The sequence below is a fragment of the Colwellia meonggei genome, from assembly GCF_057537295.1.
In genome coordinates this window covers 858,864-873,839 of the sequence record NZ_BAAJLZ010000001.1, presented here as the reverse complement: position 1 = coordinate 873,839, position 14,976 = coordinate 858,864, and the positions used below count along the sequence as shown (strand labels likewise).

Genomic DNA, 14,976 nt, shown 5'->3' with positions numbered 1-14,976 from the left:
CGATTAGGTTAATATCAACTTAGCAGCTATTTTAAGCCTACCTAACGGGTAATAACGAATGTTATTACCCGTTTTTTTATCTTACAAACTACATAATTGTTACCTATAACTTAATTTACTCATAACTTGCTATCAGCAACTTAATGCTTAATATGTTAATTCTTCGCTCCTAACCGGAAATATATAAATGTCATTTGATATCACATCTTTAAATAGAGGCGAAATACGTAAAGAAATTCGTCAACAACGACTCGACTTGTCATCAGCGCAACAAAGTCAAGCAGCGACTCAATTATTAACTCATTTTATTAACGCCCCCAAAATACAGCAAGCTAAGAATATCGCCCTATATTTAACTAATGACGGTGAGCTCGATACTCAAACATTAATCAACTGGTGTTGGCAACAAGGTAAGAATATTTACCTGCCAGTGCTACATCCTTTTAGCAAAGGTCATTTGCTATTCCTCCATTACACCAAACAAACGCCTTTAGTTGCCAATAAATACGGGATTGCTGAGCCCAAATTAAATCTGTCATCCGTTATTATCCCTGAACAACTCGACCTAATCTGTACACCATTAGTCGCCTTTGACAGCACAGGAAACCGTTTAGGAATGGGCGGAGGGTTTTACGACCGAACTTTGAGTATATGGCAAAGGAATTTTCGTTTGGATAAAAGCGCAAAACCTTACCCTATTGGTCTTGCTCACAATTGCCAACATGTAACTAATTTACCATCGGAAAACTGGGACGTTCCTCTACCAGAAGTAATTACCCCCCAAAAACACTATCAATTCTTTAGAGAAAATATTTAGCGGCACACAAGCAACTGACACAATGCATCAATTTGCTATGACATCATTTAAGCGCTGTTGCTATAATACGCCATAGCCAATCGCAGAATTGGCTATATTAGCTCTGTAATTATCAGTACTAAACTTTTACTGCTCTCAACGACTACTAAAAACTACTTTTAAGAGAATGTTATTATGACTCAAGATGAAATGAAAAAAGCCGCCGCAATTAAAGCCTTAGAATATGTAGAGGCAGATACCATAGTAGGTGTAGGCACAGGCTCAACAGTTAATCATTTTATTGACGCACTAGCCACCATTAAAGATAAAATTGTTGGTGCTGTTTCGAGTTCTGAAGCATCAACTGAGCGTCTAAAGTCATATGGTATCGAAGTTTTTGATCTGAACAATGTCGACGGCATAGATGTTTATGTCGATGGAGCTGATGAAGTGAATAGCCATATGCATATGATCAAAGGTGGTGGCGCTGCGCTTACACGTGAAAAAATTGTTGCCGCCGTTGCGAAAACCTTTGTTTGTATTGCAGATAGCAGTAAGCAAGTTCCAGTTCTAGGGCGCTTTCCACTGCCTGTTGAGGTGATCCCTATGGCGCGTAGTTATGTTGCTAGAGAGTTAGTGAAACTTGGTGGCGATCCTGCATATAGAACGGGCGTAGTTACCGACAATGGCAACGTGATTATTGATGTACACAACTTAGAAATATTCGACCCAATAGCGCTTGAAACCGACATCAATGCCATTGTAGGTGTGGTAACTAATGGTTTGTTCGCAAACCGAGCAGCAAACGTATTAATTATAGGCACTAAAGAAGGTGCAAAAATAGTAAAATAACCCTTTAGAGTTTATACACTATATGATAGTTTAGAAATCTAGCCATCTAAAAATTCATTTGATAAATGTTTGAGCGAGAGAAATTAAACTATCATGAGCAATAATTCACTAGCAAAAGAAAAAATAAAGATATTACTTCTAGAGGGTGTACACCAAAGCGCCCTAGAAGAGCTGAAAGCCAAGGGTTATTCAAATATTGAGTATCTTAAAACCTCACTTTCTGAAGAAGATTTAATTAAAAAGATTGCCGATGTGCACTTTATCGGCATTCGCTCTCGCACCGACTTAAACAAAAAAGTTCTCAGCCACGCCAAAAAACTTGTCGCCATTGGCTGTTTTTGTATCGGCACAAATCAAGTTAATAAAGCCGCAGCGCAGTCATTTGGTATTCCGGTATTTAACGCGCCGTTTTCAAACACTCGCTCGGTTGCAGAACTTGTTTTAGGTGAAACTCTACTGCTATTACGCGGAATTCCTGAAAAAAGTGCTTTAGCTCATCGTGGCATTTGGAATAAGTCAGCATTAGGCTCAGTTGAAGCTCGTGGTAAAACATTGGGTATCATTGGCTATGGCCACATAGGCACACAATTGGGCATTTTAGCGGAAACTTTAGGTATGAAAGTACGCTTTTATGACATTGAAACTAAATTACCATTAGGTAACGCGAGCCAGGCTTCAACATTAACGGCGTTACTAAAAGAAGCTGATGTGATCAGCTTACACGTACCAGAAACCCCACAAACAAAGAATATGATGGGTGCAGCTGAATTTGAAGTGATGAAAGATGGTGTAATCTTTATTAATGCCTCACGCGGCACTGTCGTTGATATCGACGCATTAGCTGAAGCCTTAGCGCATAAAAAAGTTGCAGGTGCGGCGATAGATGTTTTCCCTGTCGAGCCAAAAGGCAATGACGAAGAGTTTATCAGTCCATTACGTGAATTTGATAATGTAATTTTAACACCGCATATTGGTGGTAGTACAAAAGAAGCTCAGGAAAACATTGGTCTGGAAGTCGCAAGTAAACTAGCGAAATATTCAGATAATGGCTCTACTTTATCGGCCGTTAACTTCCCTGAAGTGTCTTTACCTGAGCATACGGGAACTAGTCGGTTATTACATATTCATCGCAATCAACCAGGAGTATTAACGCAAATTAACCAAGCGTTTGCACAACACAATATCAATATCGCGGCGCAGTACCTACAAACAGCAGATGAAATTGGTTATGTGGTTATTGATATTGAAGCGGAAAATCGTGAACTAGCATTAAAAGAGTTAAAGCAAATTGATGCGACAATAAGAGCACGACTTTTACACTAGCATTATAGTTGGCGCAGTAATGACAAGTGAACATCGTCATTACTGTTGTTCACGGCAACACGATATACAGTTCGTCCTGAACATAAAAAAGCCAAAGAATATTCTTTGACTTTTTCATTTTTTTTGCCTAAAAGTAACTGACTGTTTAAATAAAGATAATCCACATACAAAGCCAAGCAGCAATACCAGCGGCAATATCATCGAGCATAATACCTAAACCACCATGACAGTTTTTATCTAAATACGAAATTGGCCATGGTTTTAAAATATCGAAGAAGCGAAATAGTGCAAATCCTACCAATATTGTTAGCCAATTAATTGGCATTAAAAACATGGTGATCATAAAGCCAACAATTTCATCCCAAACGATAGCACCGTGATCGTGAACACCAGCATCTTTCGCGGCTTTTTCACAAATATAAACACCAGCAACACTCATAATAACAACAAGAGAAATGTAGTAAACGTTTGATAAATAAGCAGCCAACAAAAAGACTGGAATTGCCGCTAATGTCCCAAACGTGCCGGGAGCTTTCGGTGCTAGCCCACTGCCAAAGCCTAAGGCTAAAAAGTGAATGGGGTTAGATAGCTGAAAATTCTCTGTTGAATTTGCCACAGGCTATTCTACTTCCTGAGAAAAGTGCTCAAAGCTTTTTGCATTTATTGCAACAGGTTTACTATCTAGTGTCGTAGTAATTTTCTCGCTACCATTAAGCTGACCAATACAAGTAATAGTATTGCCACTATTTGCTAATGCGGTTTCCATACCAACGCGATTATCTTCAGAAACGGTAAACAATAACTCATAGTCATCACCGCCAACTAATGCAATATCAATGGCCTTTTCCATGCCTACAGTATCACGTAAAGCATTTGAAATAGGTAAGTCTTCCAGCACAATATTTGCACCAACTTTTGAGGCATGACAAATATGTTCTAAATCTGAAATCAAACCATCAGATAAGTCTATCGCTGCGCTTGCATACTCACGAAGTGCTTGCCCTGCCAATATTCTTGGTGGCGGAAAGTCTAAGCTATGACGTACAGAATCTTGATATTCTGGCGCTATCTCAACTTCGTTAAATATCCCTTTCAGCGCTAACGCAGCGTCACCTATTTCCCCGGTCACATAAAGCCAGTCGCCTGCTTTGGCGCCTGAACGCGTAATATGCTTGTCAATTGGAGTAATACCTTGAGCAGTAACCGTAATGCTGAGTGGCCCTTGTGTCGTGTCACCACCAATAAGCTGAACATTGTAGAATTCACACAATTCAAAAACACCAGTGCAAAACTCTTCAATCCATTCTAGGTCTACATCCGGTATTGTAACTGCCAACGAAATCCAAGTTGGCTCTGCGCCCATTGCGGCTAGATCTGACAAATTAACCGCTATCGACTTATGGCCAATTGCTCTTGCACTTGTTTCATGAGGAAAATGCACACCCGCAACAAGCGTATCGGTTGTTACCGCGATATTTTGACGTTCAACCGGTGTTACAAGGGCACAATCATCACCAATACCAAGTAGAACATCTTTACGCTTAACCGCTTGCTCAGTAAAGAAACGTTTGATTAGTTCAAACTCTTTCATAGTACAACCAATTTACTTGTTACTCGTTAGGACGAACGAGTTTAACAACCTTGTCTAAAACACCATTAACGAATTTATGACTGTCGTCAGCAGCGAACGATTTTGCCAATTCAATTGCTTCATTGATAATGACTCTATATGGCACATCGTTACAATCTGTTAATTCAAATACTGCAACTCGCAAAATCGCTTTTTCAACATGGTCAACATCATCAAGCGGACGGTCAACATGTGGGGTGATTTTTTCATCAATTGTGCCAATTTGCGCCGAAACACCACGGAACAATTGTTGAAAATAGACAATATCAAAACGACGAGAGCTGTTGTCAGTTAAAAAATTAGTTTCAACTTCAGCAATATCATTTTGACTTAACTGCCAAGAGTAAACAGCTTGTACTGCTAACTCTCTAGCTTTTCTTCTAGGAGATGGTTTCACAAAAATTTCCTGTTATAACTTATCTAATACGTTAACCATTTCTAACGCACTTAACGCAGCTTCTGCGCCTTTATTTCCTACTTTAAGACCTGCACGGTCAATAGCTTGTTCAATGGTATCAGTGGTAATAACACCAAATGCAACTGGCATAGTGTATTCCATCGCTACTTGCGCTAAACCTTTATTACATTCACCAGCAACAAAATCAAAATGAGGTGTGCCACCTCGGATAACCGCACCAATGGCAATGATGCCGTCGTAGCCACCTTTCGCCGCTATTTTCTTAGCTGCTACAGGTAATTCATACGCACCAGGTACTCGAATTACTGTAATATCACTGTCGGCAACATTACCATGACGTTTAAGGGCATCTACTGCACCTTCAAGTAAACTTTCAACAACATAACTGTTAAAACGTGATACAACGATAGCAAATTTCTTACCGGTTGCATCAAAGTTAGCTTCTACGACATTCATTTAAAAATCACCTACTGTTAAAAATTGCCGCAATTCTAACAAATTGCAGGCAGCTGCGGAACTCGTTTTAACAATTTTCTAATATTAGTCGTGATGTTTTGGCATTAGCAATCTGAGATAAAGTTTACAAGCTTGATTTTAAAGTAATTATTAGCATGGACTTTTTTGTATAAGTAAAAATAAAATAACCATTTTTCACTGATAAAAATATAATCATTTAGCATTAGCTGCAGGATAGCGCTCAGCAGCACAATTTTGTATTATATCCACCAAATAACACCTAATGATTATATTTATGACAATTTACTTTTCCTCTAACAAAATACCAGAGCTTTTGCCGTACAACATACAGCAGCGACAAACGATATTATCATTAGCACAAGCAAAGCTGTCGGCACCGGAAAAGTTAATCCTAAATATAATAAAACTGTTATTGCTTATTCCACCATTTCTCTTTATCGCGAATTTGCAAGGCCTTGCCATAGTCATTTCCATAGCGATAGTGCTTATTACCTACTTTATAGTACTTAGGCCAATTATGCTGTATTTTGCTCAAAAGCATTTAAATTCAGCAATTACTCAATACAAAAAAAGCGAACACTAGGTTCGCTTTTTTCTTTAATAGATTAGACAATGATAAATCTAATAATATTAAGGCTCTATTTCATCTAACTCTTCTAAGTAAGCGTCAATATCTTCTTCTTCGTCTTCATTGACTTCAATCGGTGGATTGCCATCATAAACCTTGAACTGCATATTCTGAAAATACGCATTCTTAACAAACTCATAAGGATCAATTGACTCATTTAAAATTGCCTCTTGGTCTGCTAATGAAGCCCTCGCCTCTAATCCTAATATACCAGCACGAACTAAATTCGGCCAAAAATCAATAACTGCTAACGGCCAGTAATAACGGTCAACAAAATCACCAACTTCTTCACGAACCGATGATGGGCCCAAAGCAGGAATAACTAAATATGGTCCGTCACCAACACCATAGCTACCAAGCACTTCGCCAAACTCTTCTTGGCTTCTATCCCAACCGAAGTCACTGGCAGGGTCAAAAAAACCAAGTAACCCTACTGTTGAATTTAATACAAAACGACCGGTAGATTTTGCCGCATCAGTAAATTTAGCTTGTAGTAAGTTATTGATAATAGTTGATGGCTCATTTAAGTTTAACGCCATATTATGCACACCGGAACGTAATTCTGTTGGCATATACTCAACATAGCCTTCAGACGCTGGTTTTAACACATACTTATCTGCATAGTCCCAAGTAAAAGTCCAAAATGGTCGGTTTATTGACTCTAATGGATCTTTTGGATCGGAAGCTGACTCATCTGACGAAGGAGTTGAAGAACAAGCCCCTAATAATAAGGTAAATATCAGCGTTATTAATATTTGAATGCTTTTGCCACTTAACGGTATTTTTCTTATTGTGCTCACTACAAAGTCCTTGAACGATAAAGATTAAACTCTTGCTTATCACTACACTTGTACAGCCAAAATTCAAGTTTAGTCATAGTCAATATTCAGATTGCCAGCTTAACATGGACAATATAGCGATAGCATTAAGAGATTTGTTTAAAAAACGTAAAAAGGATGAAAATGCTTAACGCCCTTTATCAGGCAGACATTAGTATTTAGTAATTTCTTTTGTCGATGCTTTACTAACACAACGTTAAGGCACGTTTAGCGATAAGATCGCATTGAAGTACAAATGAATGTGCAATAATTAGCTTTTAGAGGTTTGTTGTCGATGCACAGCCATTAGCATTTCAGCTTCCGGTCGAGGAATATCACATTCCCGCATTATCTCTTCAATATCAGCGCCAAGCTCTACTAACTTTTGAGCACGAGAATACAACTTGTCTTCGGGTTGCTGGTGTAATAATTGTTCAACAGTTTGTAGCTGCACAGCGAATTGTTCTTGGCTGGATTTAATGCGATGCTCTAGTTGCTTAGAGACTTGCTCATTTTCCCGTTGCGACTCTTGACAGTATTGTTGATTTTCATTCGCTTGGGTCTGCATTTGTGCCAATAAGGTTTGTAATTCTAGCAGCATAACAGCTTGACTCTGAGTCACTTTAGTCAACTCTGTCACTTGTGCCGACAATCTGTTTTTTAGTGCCAATAAAAGTAATGCCACCAGCATGACTAAAAAGAAGGCGACTAAACTGATCACATTTGCAGAGATATTTTCCATAACGATATTGAGCACAATTCATTTAAAAAGCCTGTAAATTACAGGCTTTTTATGTTCAATTTAGAACTGTTTTAACTCATCCCATTCAGCATCAGATAGTAGCTTATTCAAATCAACAAGAATCAATAACTCGCCTTCGCGATTAGAAACGCCTTGAATATATTTGGCACTTTCATCATTACCAACATTGGGTGCAACATCAATTTCTGATGTTTTCAAATAAACTACTTCCGCAACACTATCAACCAAAATGCCGATAACTTGTGTTTCCGCTTCAATAATAACGATTCGGGTATTATCGGTTAATTCAGCGCTTTCCATGCCAAAACGTGCGCGAGTATCAATAACGGTAACAACATTACCACGAAGATTAATGATACCCATCACATACGACGGCGCTCCTGGCACAGGAGCAATCTCGGTATAACGCAGAATTTCCTGTACCTGCATTACATTTATGCCGTAGGTTTCGTTATCAAGCTTAAACGTCACCCTTTGCACGACTTCATCGTTCGTATCTACATTTTCATTGCGTCTTTCATCAGACATACCACAGGCCTCTTTAAATTTTTGTTTTCTTTACGGTGACTTAACTATTATCTCTTAAGTATACTGACAAGTTCAAATTCATCAATTATTCTTGTGTAATATTAACGCCTTTTTCCAATAACTTAATGAGTGCATCAACATCAAGTAATGCGCACATGCGATCTTTCACTAAACCCGCTAACCAGGGACGTTTACTGGGTGAGTCTAACCATTTTACATCTTCTTGTTTTAAAGTAACGGTATCAACTAAGTGTTCTGCTGATAATCCCCAGGAAGAGTTATTAAGCATAATAACGTATTGATACTTCAACGCTGCTAATAATTTATCGTTGCACTTCTCAGGCATCACCCAACGTGCGGTGTCAACGACATTTATCTTTTCATCGCGGCGTAACATGACCCCTTGAAACCATTCGGGCTTCCCCATTAAGGCTGTAGTTTTATCACTATTATGAATACCACCAAGTTCGATTAATGGTACGGCTATCATCAAGCCTGCAACGTCAAAAAACATTGCTTGGAAGTCACCTTGTCGATAATTTTTTTGCTGCGTTTTTTCAAAGCCCCCCGCACTTTTTCGTGTCGAAATTTCATCAGCTTTAGCTTTTTGAATCTTATTTGATTCTATAGCTTTATCAGCAGCAACTTTATTAGTAGGTTTTTCCGATGCTTTTGGCTGATGCTCGACATTAACTGCGTTAGTTTGAGGGCCTTTACGTTCAACTTTTGCTTTACTACTTTCTGCCGGAATTTGCTCTTTTGCAACACTTGGTAGGCTAACTTTATTTAGTAATTGTTCTATTGGCTGGGCTTGCTTTTCCTTTACAGGCACAGTTATAGACTCATCAGCTTCTTCGGTAAGCAGCTCAGACAAATAGGTCTGCATTAATTGTTTACTGGCAGCTAAAGACTTCGACATTGATTTACTTACTCACTGATTTTAAATGTACTAAATATTTTAGTAGGTTGCTATACGCTATGATACCACGAGAATTTGGTGCATAATCAGATGGTACTTTTTGTGCAACGCTGGCGTTGCGAAAATTTGTATCAATAGGAACTACACCTGGCCAGACTGCCTCGCCATATAATTCTTGCAGTTTTCGATACGTTAGTAACGATGCCTTAGTGCGTTTATCAAACATGGTAGGCACTATAGTATATTGAAATGATTGGGTTTGCTCACCTTGCATAATATCGAGTGTTTTCATCATTCGATCTAAACCTTTCAACGCTAAAAACTCTGTTTGAACTGGCACAACGATACGTTCACAGGCAGCTAAAGCATTAACCATCAGCACACCAAGAATTGGCGGACAATCAATTAACACATAATCATATTCGTCTGATATTTGCTGCATGGCCTTTTTCAGTACTAATCCCATTCCACCTTTGTTGCCCAGCGAACGGTCTAATGTTGCTAAGCCCATCGTTGCCGGCAAAATATCGATATTCTCATAATGCGTTGGACACAGGCTTTGCATAATTTGCTCTTTAGTTGATACTTGCAGGAACAAATCGTAAACACTTAAGTCTAAATCTTCAGATTCAATACCAAAATAGTAGCTTAGAGATGCATGCGGATCGGTATCAACCAACAGCACGCGATAACCTTTTTCCGCTAATAAACCGGCAAGCGAAATAGTAGATGTGGTTTTACCAACTCCACCTTTTTGATTTGCTACTGTCCAAACTACCAATTGAGTGTCCTATTAGTTATTGTCGGTTTCGTTACCACTAGTGTTTTCACTATCTTCATCAACTCGGGTGGTAATACGAATCCCACCATTTTCAAGTCGAATAATGCGAATTTCTTCTTCAGCACCTGCGTCAGTATCAACTTGTTTAATTGCTTCAACATCTTTCACAGAAATTGTTGGTGTTGCTAATAAGTTGGCTTTTTCTAAGCCGTACTTTGAAATTGCAATAACCACTCTTCTATTTTTCGCTCTTCCCGTTGCTGTTGCATTATCAGCATTCGGATAATACTGACCATAACCTTCGATAGCCATACGAGCAGGGTTTAAAGTAAGCTCTTCCAAAACTCGTAATATTGCTGTTGCTCTAAATACCGATAGTTCCCAATTTGAAGTAAATATTTCTGTCGATATAGGCTGATTGTCAGTATACCCTCTTACACGAATATAATTAGTCGTACTGGCAATCACCTGATAAATAACAGCCAAAATATCGCGTGCCGCATTAGTAGGTGAAGATGAGCCACTGGGGAACAATAATCCACTATTTAGTTCTATCTCTAGCCAGTCACCATCAACCTGCAATTGCGCGTAGCCAGATTCAACCAATTCATATAAAGCTTCATGCAGTTCTTTTTCTAACGACGTCAGCGTTGTGCCTACCTGTGCGTCAGATACATTCGATAAGGTAACCTCGCCTTCAACTAATTCAGGACCTGCAACATCTAGGATACCATTACCAAATAGTCGCTTATTTGTTTTAGAACTATTTACTGGCAGAATATCATCACCATGACCACGATTTTTAGGAAGTTCTTCATTGGCTTGGAAAACACGGCCAATAGATTCTGTTGCTGTTTCAAAAGGCTCTTCGTTGACCATAGCCATAGCATACAGCACGACAAAAAGAGCAAACAGTAAAGTCATATAATCGGCGTATGATACTAACCAACGTTCAACGTTGTCGTTTTCTACCGAGTGACGCCTTGCCCGCAGCCGGTTCATTGCTCTAACCGAAACGCCGACAGTTTATTTTCAATAGCATGAGGATTCTCAGCTATAGCAATAGCAACTAATCCTTCGGTCATCATCTCTCGATACATAGTTTGCTGGTGCACAATTGCTTTTATTTTATTTGCAATAGGTAAGTAAATTAGGTTAGCAAAGCCGACGCCATATATGGTTGCAACGAATGCTGTTGCAATACCTTGTCCAAGTAATTGTGGGTCAGCAAGATTTGACATGGCATGAATTAAACCTAAAACGGCGCCAAGAATACCAATAGTTGGACTATAACCTCCCATAGATTCAAAAACATGGGCCGAGCGCAGGTTATGTTCGCGGTATAAATCTAAATCCAGCTCTAATGAAACTCTCAAATTGTCAACTTCAACACCGTCAACAAGCAGGTTTAACCCTTTATTAATAAAGAAATCATTTTCTTCTTCGGCAATATGCTCTAATGATAAAAAACCTGATTCCCGAGCTTTTTCAGCCCAAGTAACAACCGACTCTATCCCCTGTTCAACATCATATTTAGGTGCTATCACTATCCATTTCAATAAGCTCATGGCATGAAAGAATTGGCTTTGTGACGACTGCAACATCACAGCCCCCATAGTTCCACCAAAAACAATAATAAATGCAGGTAATTCAAGCAGCGAAACAACAGCGCCACCATCAATCATAAAACCTAAGTAAATTGCCAAAACGGCAATAACTAGCCCTGATATACTCAATTTATCCATGCTGTATTTCCTTGAGAATTGCAGATGGAATGCTTTCAATTGCCAGCGATAATTCAGATATTCCTGCAACGGTAACCGCTTGCGGCATACCATAAACTACACAAGACTCCTCGTCTTGCGCCCAAATTGTTGCGCCTTTATTTTTTAATAGTCGAGAACCATCTCGACCATCTGCGCCCATACCGGTAAGAATAATACCTAAAACATTACCACCAAAAACTTTCGCGGCAGAGCCAAAACTAATATCCACACTTGGCTTAAAAGCAATTCGTTCTGAATCGTCTTCTAATATTCTCAATTTTGGTGCATTTTCTGTACCATCAATAACCATTTGCTTACCGCCAGGTGCTAAATAAGCACAACCTGGTTTAAGAATATCACCGGAATCAGCCTGTTTCACATTGATTTTACATAAAGCATTCAAACGGTTAGCAAACGCTAGCGTAAATGCTGCAGGCATGTGTTGCACCATAACAATGGGTAATGGAAAATTTTCAGGAAGTTGGCTAAGTAACTTTTGTAATGCTACAGGGCCGCCAGTTGATGTACCGATCGCCAATAATTTGTAAGATTTTCCAGAGCTTTTTTTAATTGTTTGAACAGGACGTTCAACACGTTGTGTAGAGCTCAGAGATGAGGTAGCGGCACTCGTTGTTTTTGGTTGTTTTTCACTTCGAGCACGAGAGCGAAAGGTGGATATTCTCGGTAACCTACCCGCTTTCTTACGGGCAAGTTGCACCACGCGTTGACGGAGTAAACTACCCGCATCTTCTGTATTCTTAGCTATTTCATTAAATTTTTTCGGTAAGAAATCTAATGCGCCTGCATCTAATGCTTCTAACGTTGCTTTAGCGCCAGAATGCGTTAACGAAGAAAACATAATAATGGCTGTAGGTGCTTTAGCCATTATTTGTTTCACTGCATCAATGCCATTTAATAATGGCATTTCAATATCCATAGTAATGACATCAGGTTTTAAGGCAATAGCCTTTTCTACTGCATCAATACCATTTACCGCGACATCAACAACTTCAAGATCAGGATCTTTATTGAGAATATCCGTAACTCGGCGTCGAAAAAAACTGGAGTCATCAACCACCAAAACTTTAAAGGACATTTACAATCTCTTTCCTATTTTTACGTATTATGAAGTATTACCTATTTATGAGCGTAACTTTTTATTTACTATCGATTTTTTAGCGTAATATTTAAGCATATTTGGCACATCAATAATTAAAGCAATACCGCCATCACTGGTAATTGTTGCTCCTGCCATACCTGGCGTACCATGTAACAATCTATCTAGTGGCTTAATTACCACTTCTTCTTGGCCAATTAGACTGTCAACAACAAAGCCTACTTGTTGATTGCCTAATTGCACGATTACCACATGACCTCGATCACGTGGTTTATCAACATAATCACGTACTAACCATTGATCCAAATAGAACAATGGAATCGCTTTTTCACGAACAATAATCGTTAGCTGACCGTCAACAATATTGGTAGAAGTTAAATCCAAATGGAAAATTTCATTGACTGCCGCAAGTGGCAAGGCAAATGTTTGCTTACCGACAACAACCATTAAGGTCGGCAAAATGGCTAACGTTAATGGGACTTTAATTTCAAGTATAGTACCAACACCCATTTCAGAGTCGATGTTAACAGTACCATTTAATTGTGTGATCTTAGTTTTAACCACATCCATACCAACGCCTCGACCAGAGACTTCTGATATTTCAGTTTTGGTAGAAAATCCAGGTGCGAAAATTAGGCTAAACGCTTCTTTATCTGGCATGCGCGCGGCTGCATCTGCGTCTAGCACGCCACGTTCAATCGCGATTTCCTTCAGTTTTTCTGCATTCATACCGGCACCATCATCACGAATGGTTAATAAGATATGATCACCTTCTTGTGAAGCTGATAAAACAACCACACCTTCACGTGGCTTGCCTGATGCTTCACGTTTAGCTGGCTCTTCAATACCATGATCAACAGAGTTACGAACTAAATGCACCAGTGGATCAGCTAAGGCCTCAACCAAGTTTTTATCTAAATCGGTATCTTCACCTTCTAAAACTAACTTAATTTCTTTATTTAAACTACGCGCCAAGTCACGAACAACACGAGGAAAACGACCAAAGACCTTTTTAATAGGTTGCATGCGGGTTTTCATTACCGCACCCTGTAAATCAGTTGTTACCGCATCTAAATTAGATACAGCCTTGGTTAGTTCTTCATCTTCTTTGGTCATACCTAAGCTAGTAAGGCGATTTCGTACCAAGACAAGTTCACCAACCATATTCATAATTTGATCTAGGCGTTTGGTATCAACACGAACAGTTGTTTCACCTTGAGATGCGGCAGGTGTAGCCTTTTTATCTTTAGCTGGCGCAGGTTTATTTTCAGCAGGTTTACTTGCCGCTGGTGCTTTAACCGGTGCTTTTTTAACAGCAGGATTTGGTTTAGGTGTTGGCTTCGCAGCAGGCTTTATTTCTGGAGCAGCAGCTGGTGCTTTTGGCGCTTGCCCTTTGCCATGTAATTCATCTAATAATGATTCAAATTCATCATCATTAATTTCATCAGATGAGCTTTGCGGGCTAGGGGTATTGGTATTAGTTGCTACCGCTGGAGAAAATGCGCCCTGGCCATGCAATTCATCTAGTAATGACTCAAACTCGTCATCTGAAATATCATCACTGTTAACATTATTCGTTGCAGTTGCAGGCTGTGCAACTGGCTCAGGTGATGATGCGCTAGGTGCACCACCGCCATGTAATTCATCTAACAGGCGTTCAAACTCATCTTCTGTCATTTCATCGCTTGAACCTGCCGCCGGTTCGGCAACTGCAGGCTCAGGCTCAACTTCAGGTTCCGCTACAATTTCTTGAGCCGCAGCTTCATTACCTTCGGGCTCAGATAAACGATGTAATTCTGCTAGGAGTTGTGGATCTGCTGTTGAAAGTGGCTCTTGATTTTGCACTTGTGCAAACATTTCATTGATCGTATCAAGCGCCTGTAAAATAACGTCCATTAACTCTGATGTTACTGCACGCTGATTATTTCTTAAGGTATCGAATACATTTTCAGCACCATGACAAGCATCAACTAAATTAGTTAATGATAAAAAACCAGCACCGCCTTTAACAGTGTGAAAACCTCTAAAAATAGCATTTAATAAATCAGCATTATCAGGATCATTTTCAAGTTCGACTAATTGCTCCGACAAGCTCTCAAGTATTTCTCCAGCTTCGATTAAAAAATCCTGAAGAATTTCTTCATCTTGTTCAAATGACAT

At 39.3% G+C, this 14,976-nt stretch carries 17 protein-coding genes; 4 read left to right on the top strand and 13 right to left on the bottom strand.

Features of this window, described 5'->3' with window-relative positions:
* The first annotated feature begins 187 nt into the window (after positions 1-187).
* From AC27E9_RS03935 to serA, 3 genes are all read left to right on the top strand, one after another.
* Entirely contained in the window at positions 188-817 is a 630-nt protein-coding gene (locus tag AC27E9_RS03935; RefSeq protein WP_487127454.1) for a 5-formyltetrahydrofolate cyclo-ligase, read from the top strand.
* Between the two features lie 174 nt (positions 818-991).
* Positions 992-1,648, top strand: coding sequence for a ribose-5-phosphate isomerase RpiA (gene rpiA, locus AC27E9_RS03930; protein ID WP_487127453.1), 657 nt, complete (start codon positions 992-994; stop codon positions 1,646-1,648).
* 93 nt (positions 1,649-1,741) lie between these two features.
* Positions 1,742-2,971: a phosphoglycerate dehydrogenase gene (serA, locus tag AC27E9_RS03925; RefSeq protein WP_487127451.1), complete on the top strand. Its 1,230-nt coding sequence runs from the start codon at positions 1,742-1,744 to the stop codon at positions 2,969-2,971.
* 145 nt (positions 2,972-3,116) lie between these two features.
* Here the strand turns inward: serA and AC27E9_RS03920 are convergent, their stop codons facing one another.
* From AC27E9_RS03920 to ribH, 4 genes are read right to left on the bottom strand one after another with little or no spacing between them, the layout of a single operon-like run.
* Positions 3,117-3,587 carry a phosphatidylglycerophosphatase A family protein gene (locus AC27E9_RS03920; protein WP_487127449.1) on the bottom strand — a complete coding sequence of 157 codons (471 nt, stop codon included), beginning with the start codon at positions 3,585-3,587 and terminating at the stop codon, positions 3,117-3,119.
* A gap of 3 nt (positions 3,588-3,590) precedes the next feature.
* A complete protein-coding gene (gene thiL / locus AC27E9_RS03915; RefSeq protein WP_487127447.1) occupies positions 3,591-4,562 on the bottom strand; it encodes a thiamine-phosphate kinase in 972 nt (323 codons plus the stop codon).
* A 19-nt stretch (positions 4,563-4,581) separates the two neighbouring features.
* Positions 4,582-4,998 carry a transcription antitermination factor NusB gene (gene nusB, locus AC27E9_RS03910; RefSeq protein WP_487127445.1) on the bottom strand — a complete coding sequence of 139 codons (417 nt, stop codon included), beginning with the start codon at positions 4,996-4,998 and terminating at the stop codon, positions 4,582-4,584.
* Between the two features lie 12 nt (positions 4,999-5,010).
* Entirely contained in the window at positions 5,011-5,475 is a 465-nt protein-coding gene (gene ribH, locus AC27E9_RS03905) for a 6,7-dimethyl-8-ribityllumazine synthase (protein WP_487127443.1), read from the bottom strand.
* A gap of 295 nt (positions 5,476-5,770) precedes the next feature.
* Here ribH and AC27E9_RS03900 point away from each other — a divergent pair, with 295 nt between their 5' ends.
* Complete coding sequence (locus AC27E9_RS03900) at positions 5,771-6,079, top strand: DUF6170 family protein (RefSeq protein ID WP_487127441.1); 309 nt, start codon at positions 5,771-5,773, stop codon at positions 6,077-6,079.
* A gap of 47 nt (positions 6,080-6,126) precedes the next feature.
* Here AC27E9_RS03900 and AC27E9_RS03895 read toward each other — a convergent pair whose 3' ends face one another.
* From AC27E9_RS03895 to AC27E9_RS03855, 9 genes are all read right to left on the bottom strand, one after another.
* The gene (locus AC27E9_RS03895; protein WP_487127439.1) at positions 6,127-6,924 is read right to left on the bottom strand and encodes an MlaA family lipoprotein; all 798 of its coding nucleotides are present in this window, start codon (positions 6,922-6,924) and stop codon (positions 6,127-6,129) included.
* 289 nt (positions 6,925-7,213) lie between these two features.
* Complete coding sequence (locus AC27E9_RS03890; protein WP_487127437.1) at positions 7,214-7,684, bottom strand: DUF2802 domain-containing protein; 471 nt, start codon at positions 7,682-7,684, stop codon at positions 7,214-7,216.
* Positions 7,685-7,744: 60 nt separating this feature from the next.
* The gene (locus AC27E9_RS03885; protein ID WP_487127435.1) at positions 7,745-8,233 is read right to left on the bottom strand and encodes a chemotaxis protein CheW; all 489 of its coding nucleotides are present in this window, start codon (positions 8,231-8,233) and stop codon (positions 7,745-7,747) included.
* 85 nt (positions 8,234-8,318) lie between these two features.
* On the bottom strand, positions 8,319-9,152 hold the full coding sequence (locus AC27E9_RS03880) for a chemotaxis protein CheW (RefSeq protein WP_487127433.1): 834 nt from the start codon (positions 9,150-9,152) through the stop codon (positions 8,319-8,321).
* A 4-nt stretch (positions 9,153-9,156) separates the two neighbouring features.
* Positions 9,157-9,933 carry a ParA family protein gene (locus AC27E9_RS03875; RefSeq protein WP_487127431.1) on the bottom strand — a complete coding sequence of 259 codons (777 nt, stop codon included), beginning with the start codon at positions 9,931-9,933 and terminating at the stop codon, positions 9,157-9,159.
* A 12-nt stretch (positions 9,934-9,945) separates the two neighbouring features.
* Positions 9,946-10,935, bottom strand: coding sequence for a flagellar motor protein MotB (locus AC27E9_RS03870; RefSeq protein WP_487127429.1), 990 nt, complete (start codon positions 10,933-10,935; stop codon positions 9,946-9,948).
* A complete protein-coding gene (locus AC27E9_RS03865) occupies positions 10,932-11,678 on the bottom strand; it encodes a flagellar motor protein (protein ID WP_487127427.1) in 747 nt (248 codons plus the stop codon). The genes AC27E9_RS03870 and AC27E9_RS03865 overlap by 4 nt, the downstream gene beginning before the upstream one ends.
* The gene (locus tag AC27E9_RS03860; protein ID WP_487127425.1) at positions 11,671-12,795 is read right to left on the bottom strand and encodes a protein-glutamate methylesterase/protein-glutamine glutaminase; all 1,125 of its coding nucleotides are present in this window, start codon (positions 12,793-12,795) and stop codon (positions 11,671-11,673) included. Before AC27E9_RS03860 ends, AC27E9_RS03865 begins: the two co-directional genes overlap by 8 nt.
* A 45-nt stretch (positions 12,796-12,840) precedes the next feature.
* Positions 12,841-14,976: a chemotaxis protein CheA gene (locus tag AC27E9_RS03855; protein WP_487127423.1), complete on the bottom strand. Its 2,136-nt coding sequence runs from the start codon at positions 14,974-14,976 to the stop codon at positions 12,841-12,843.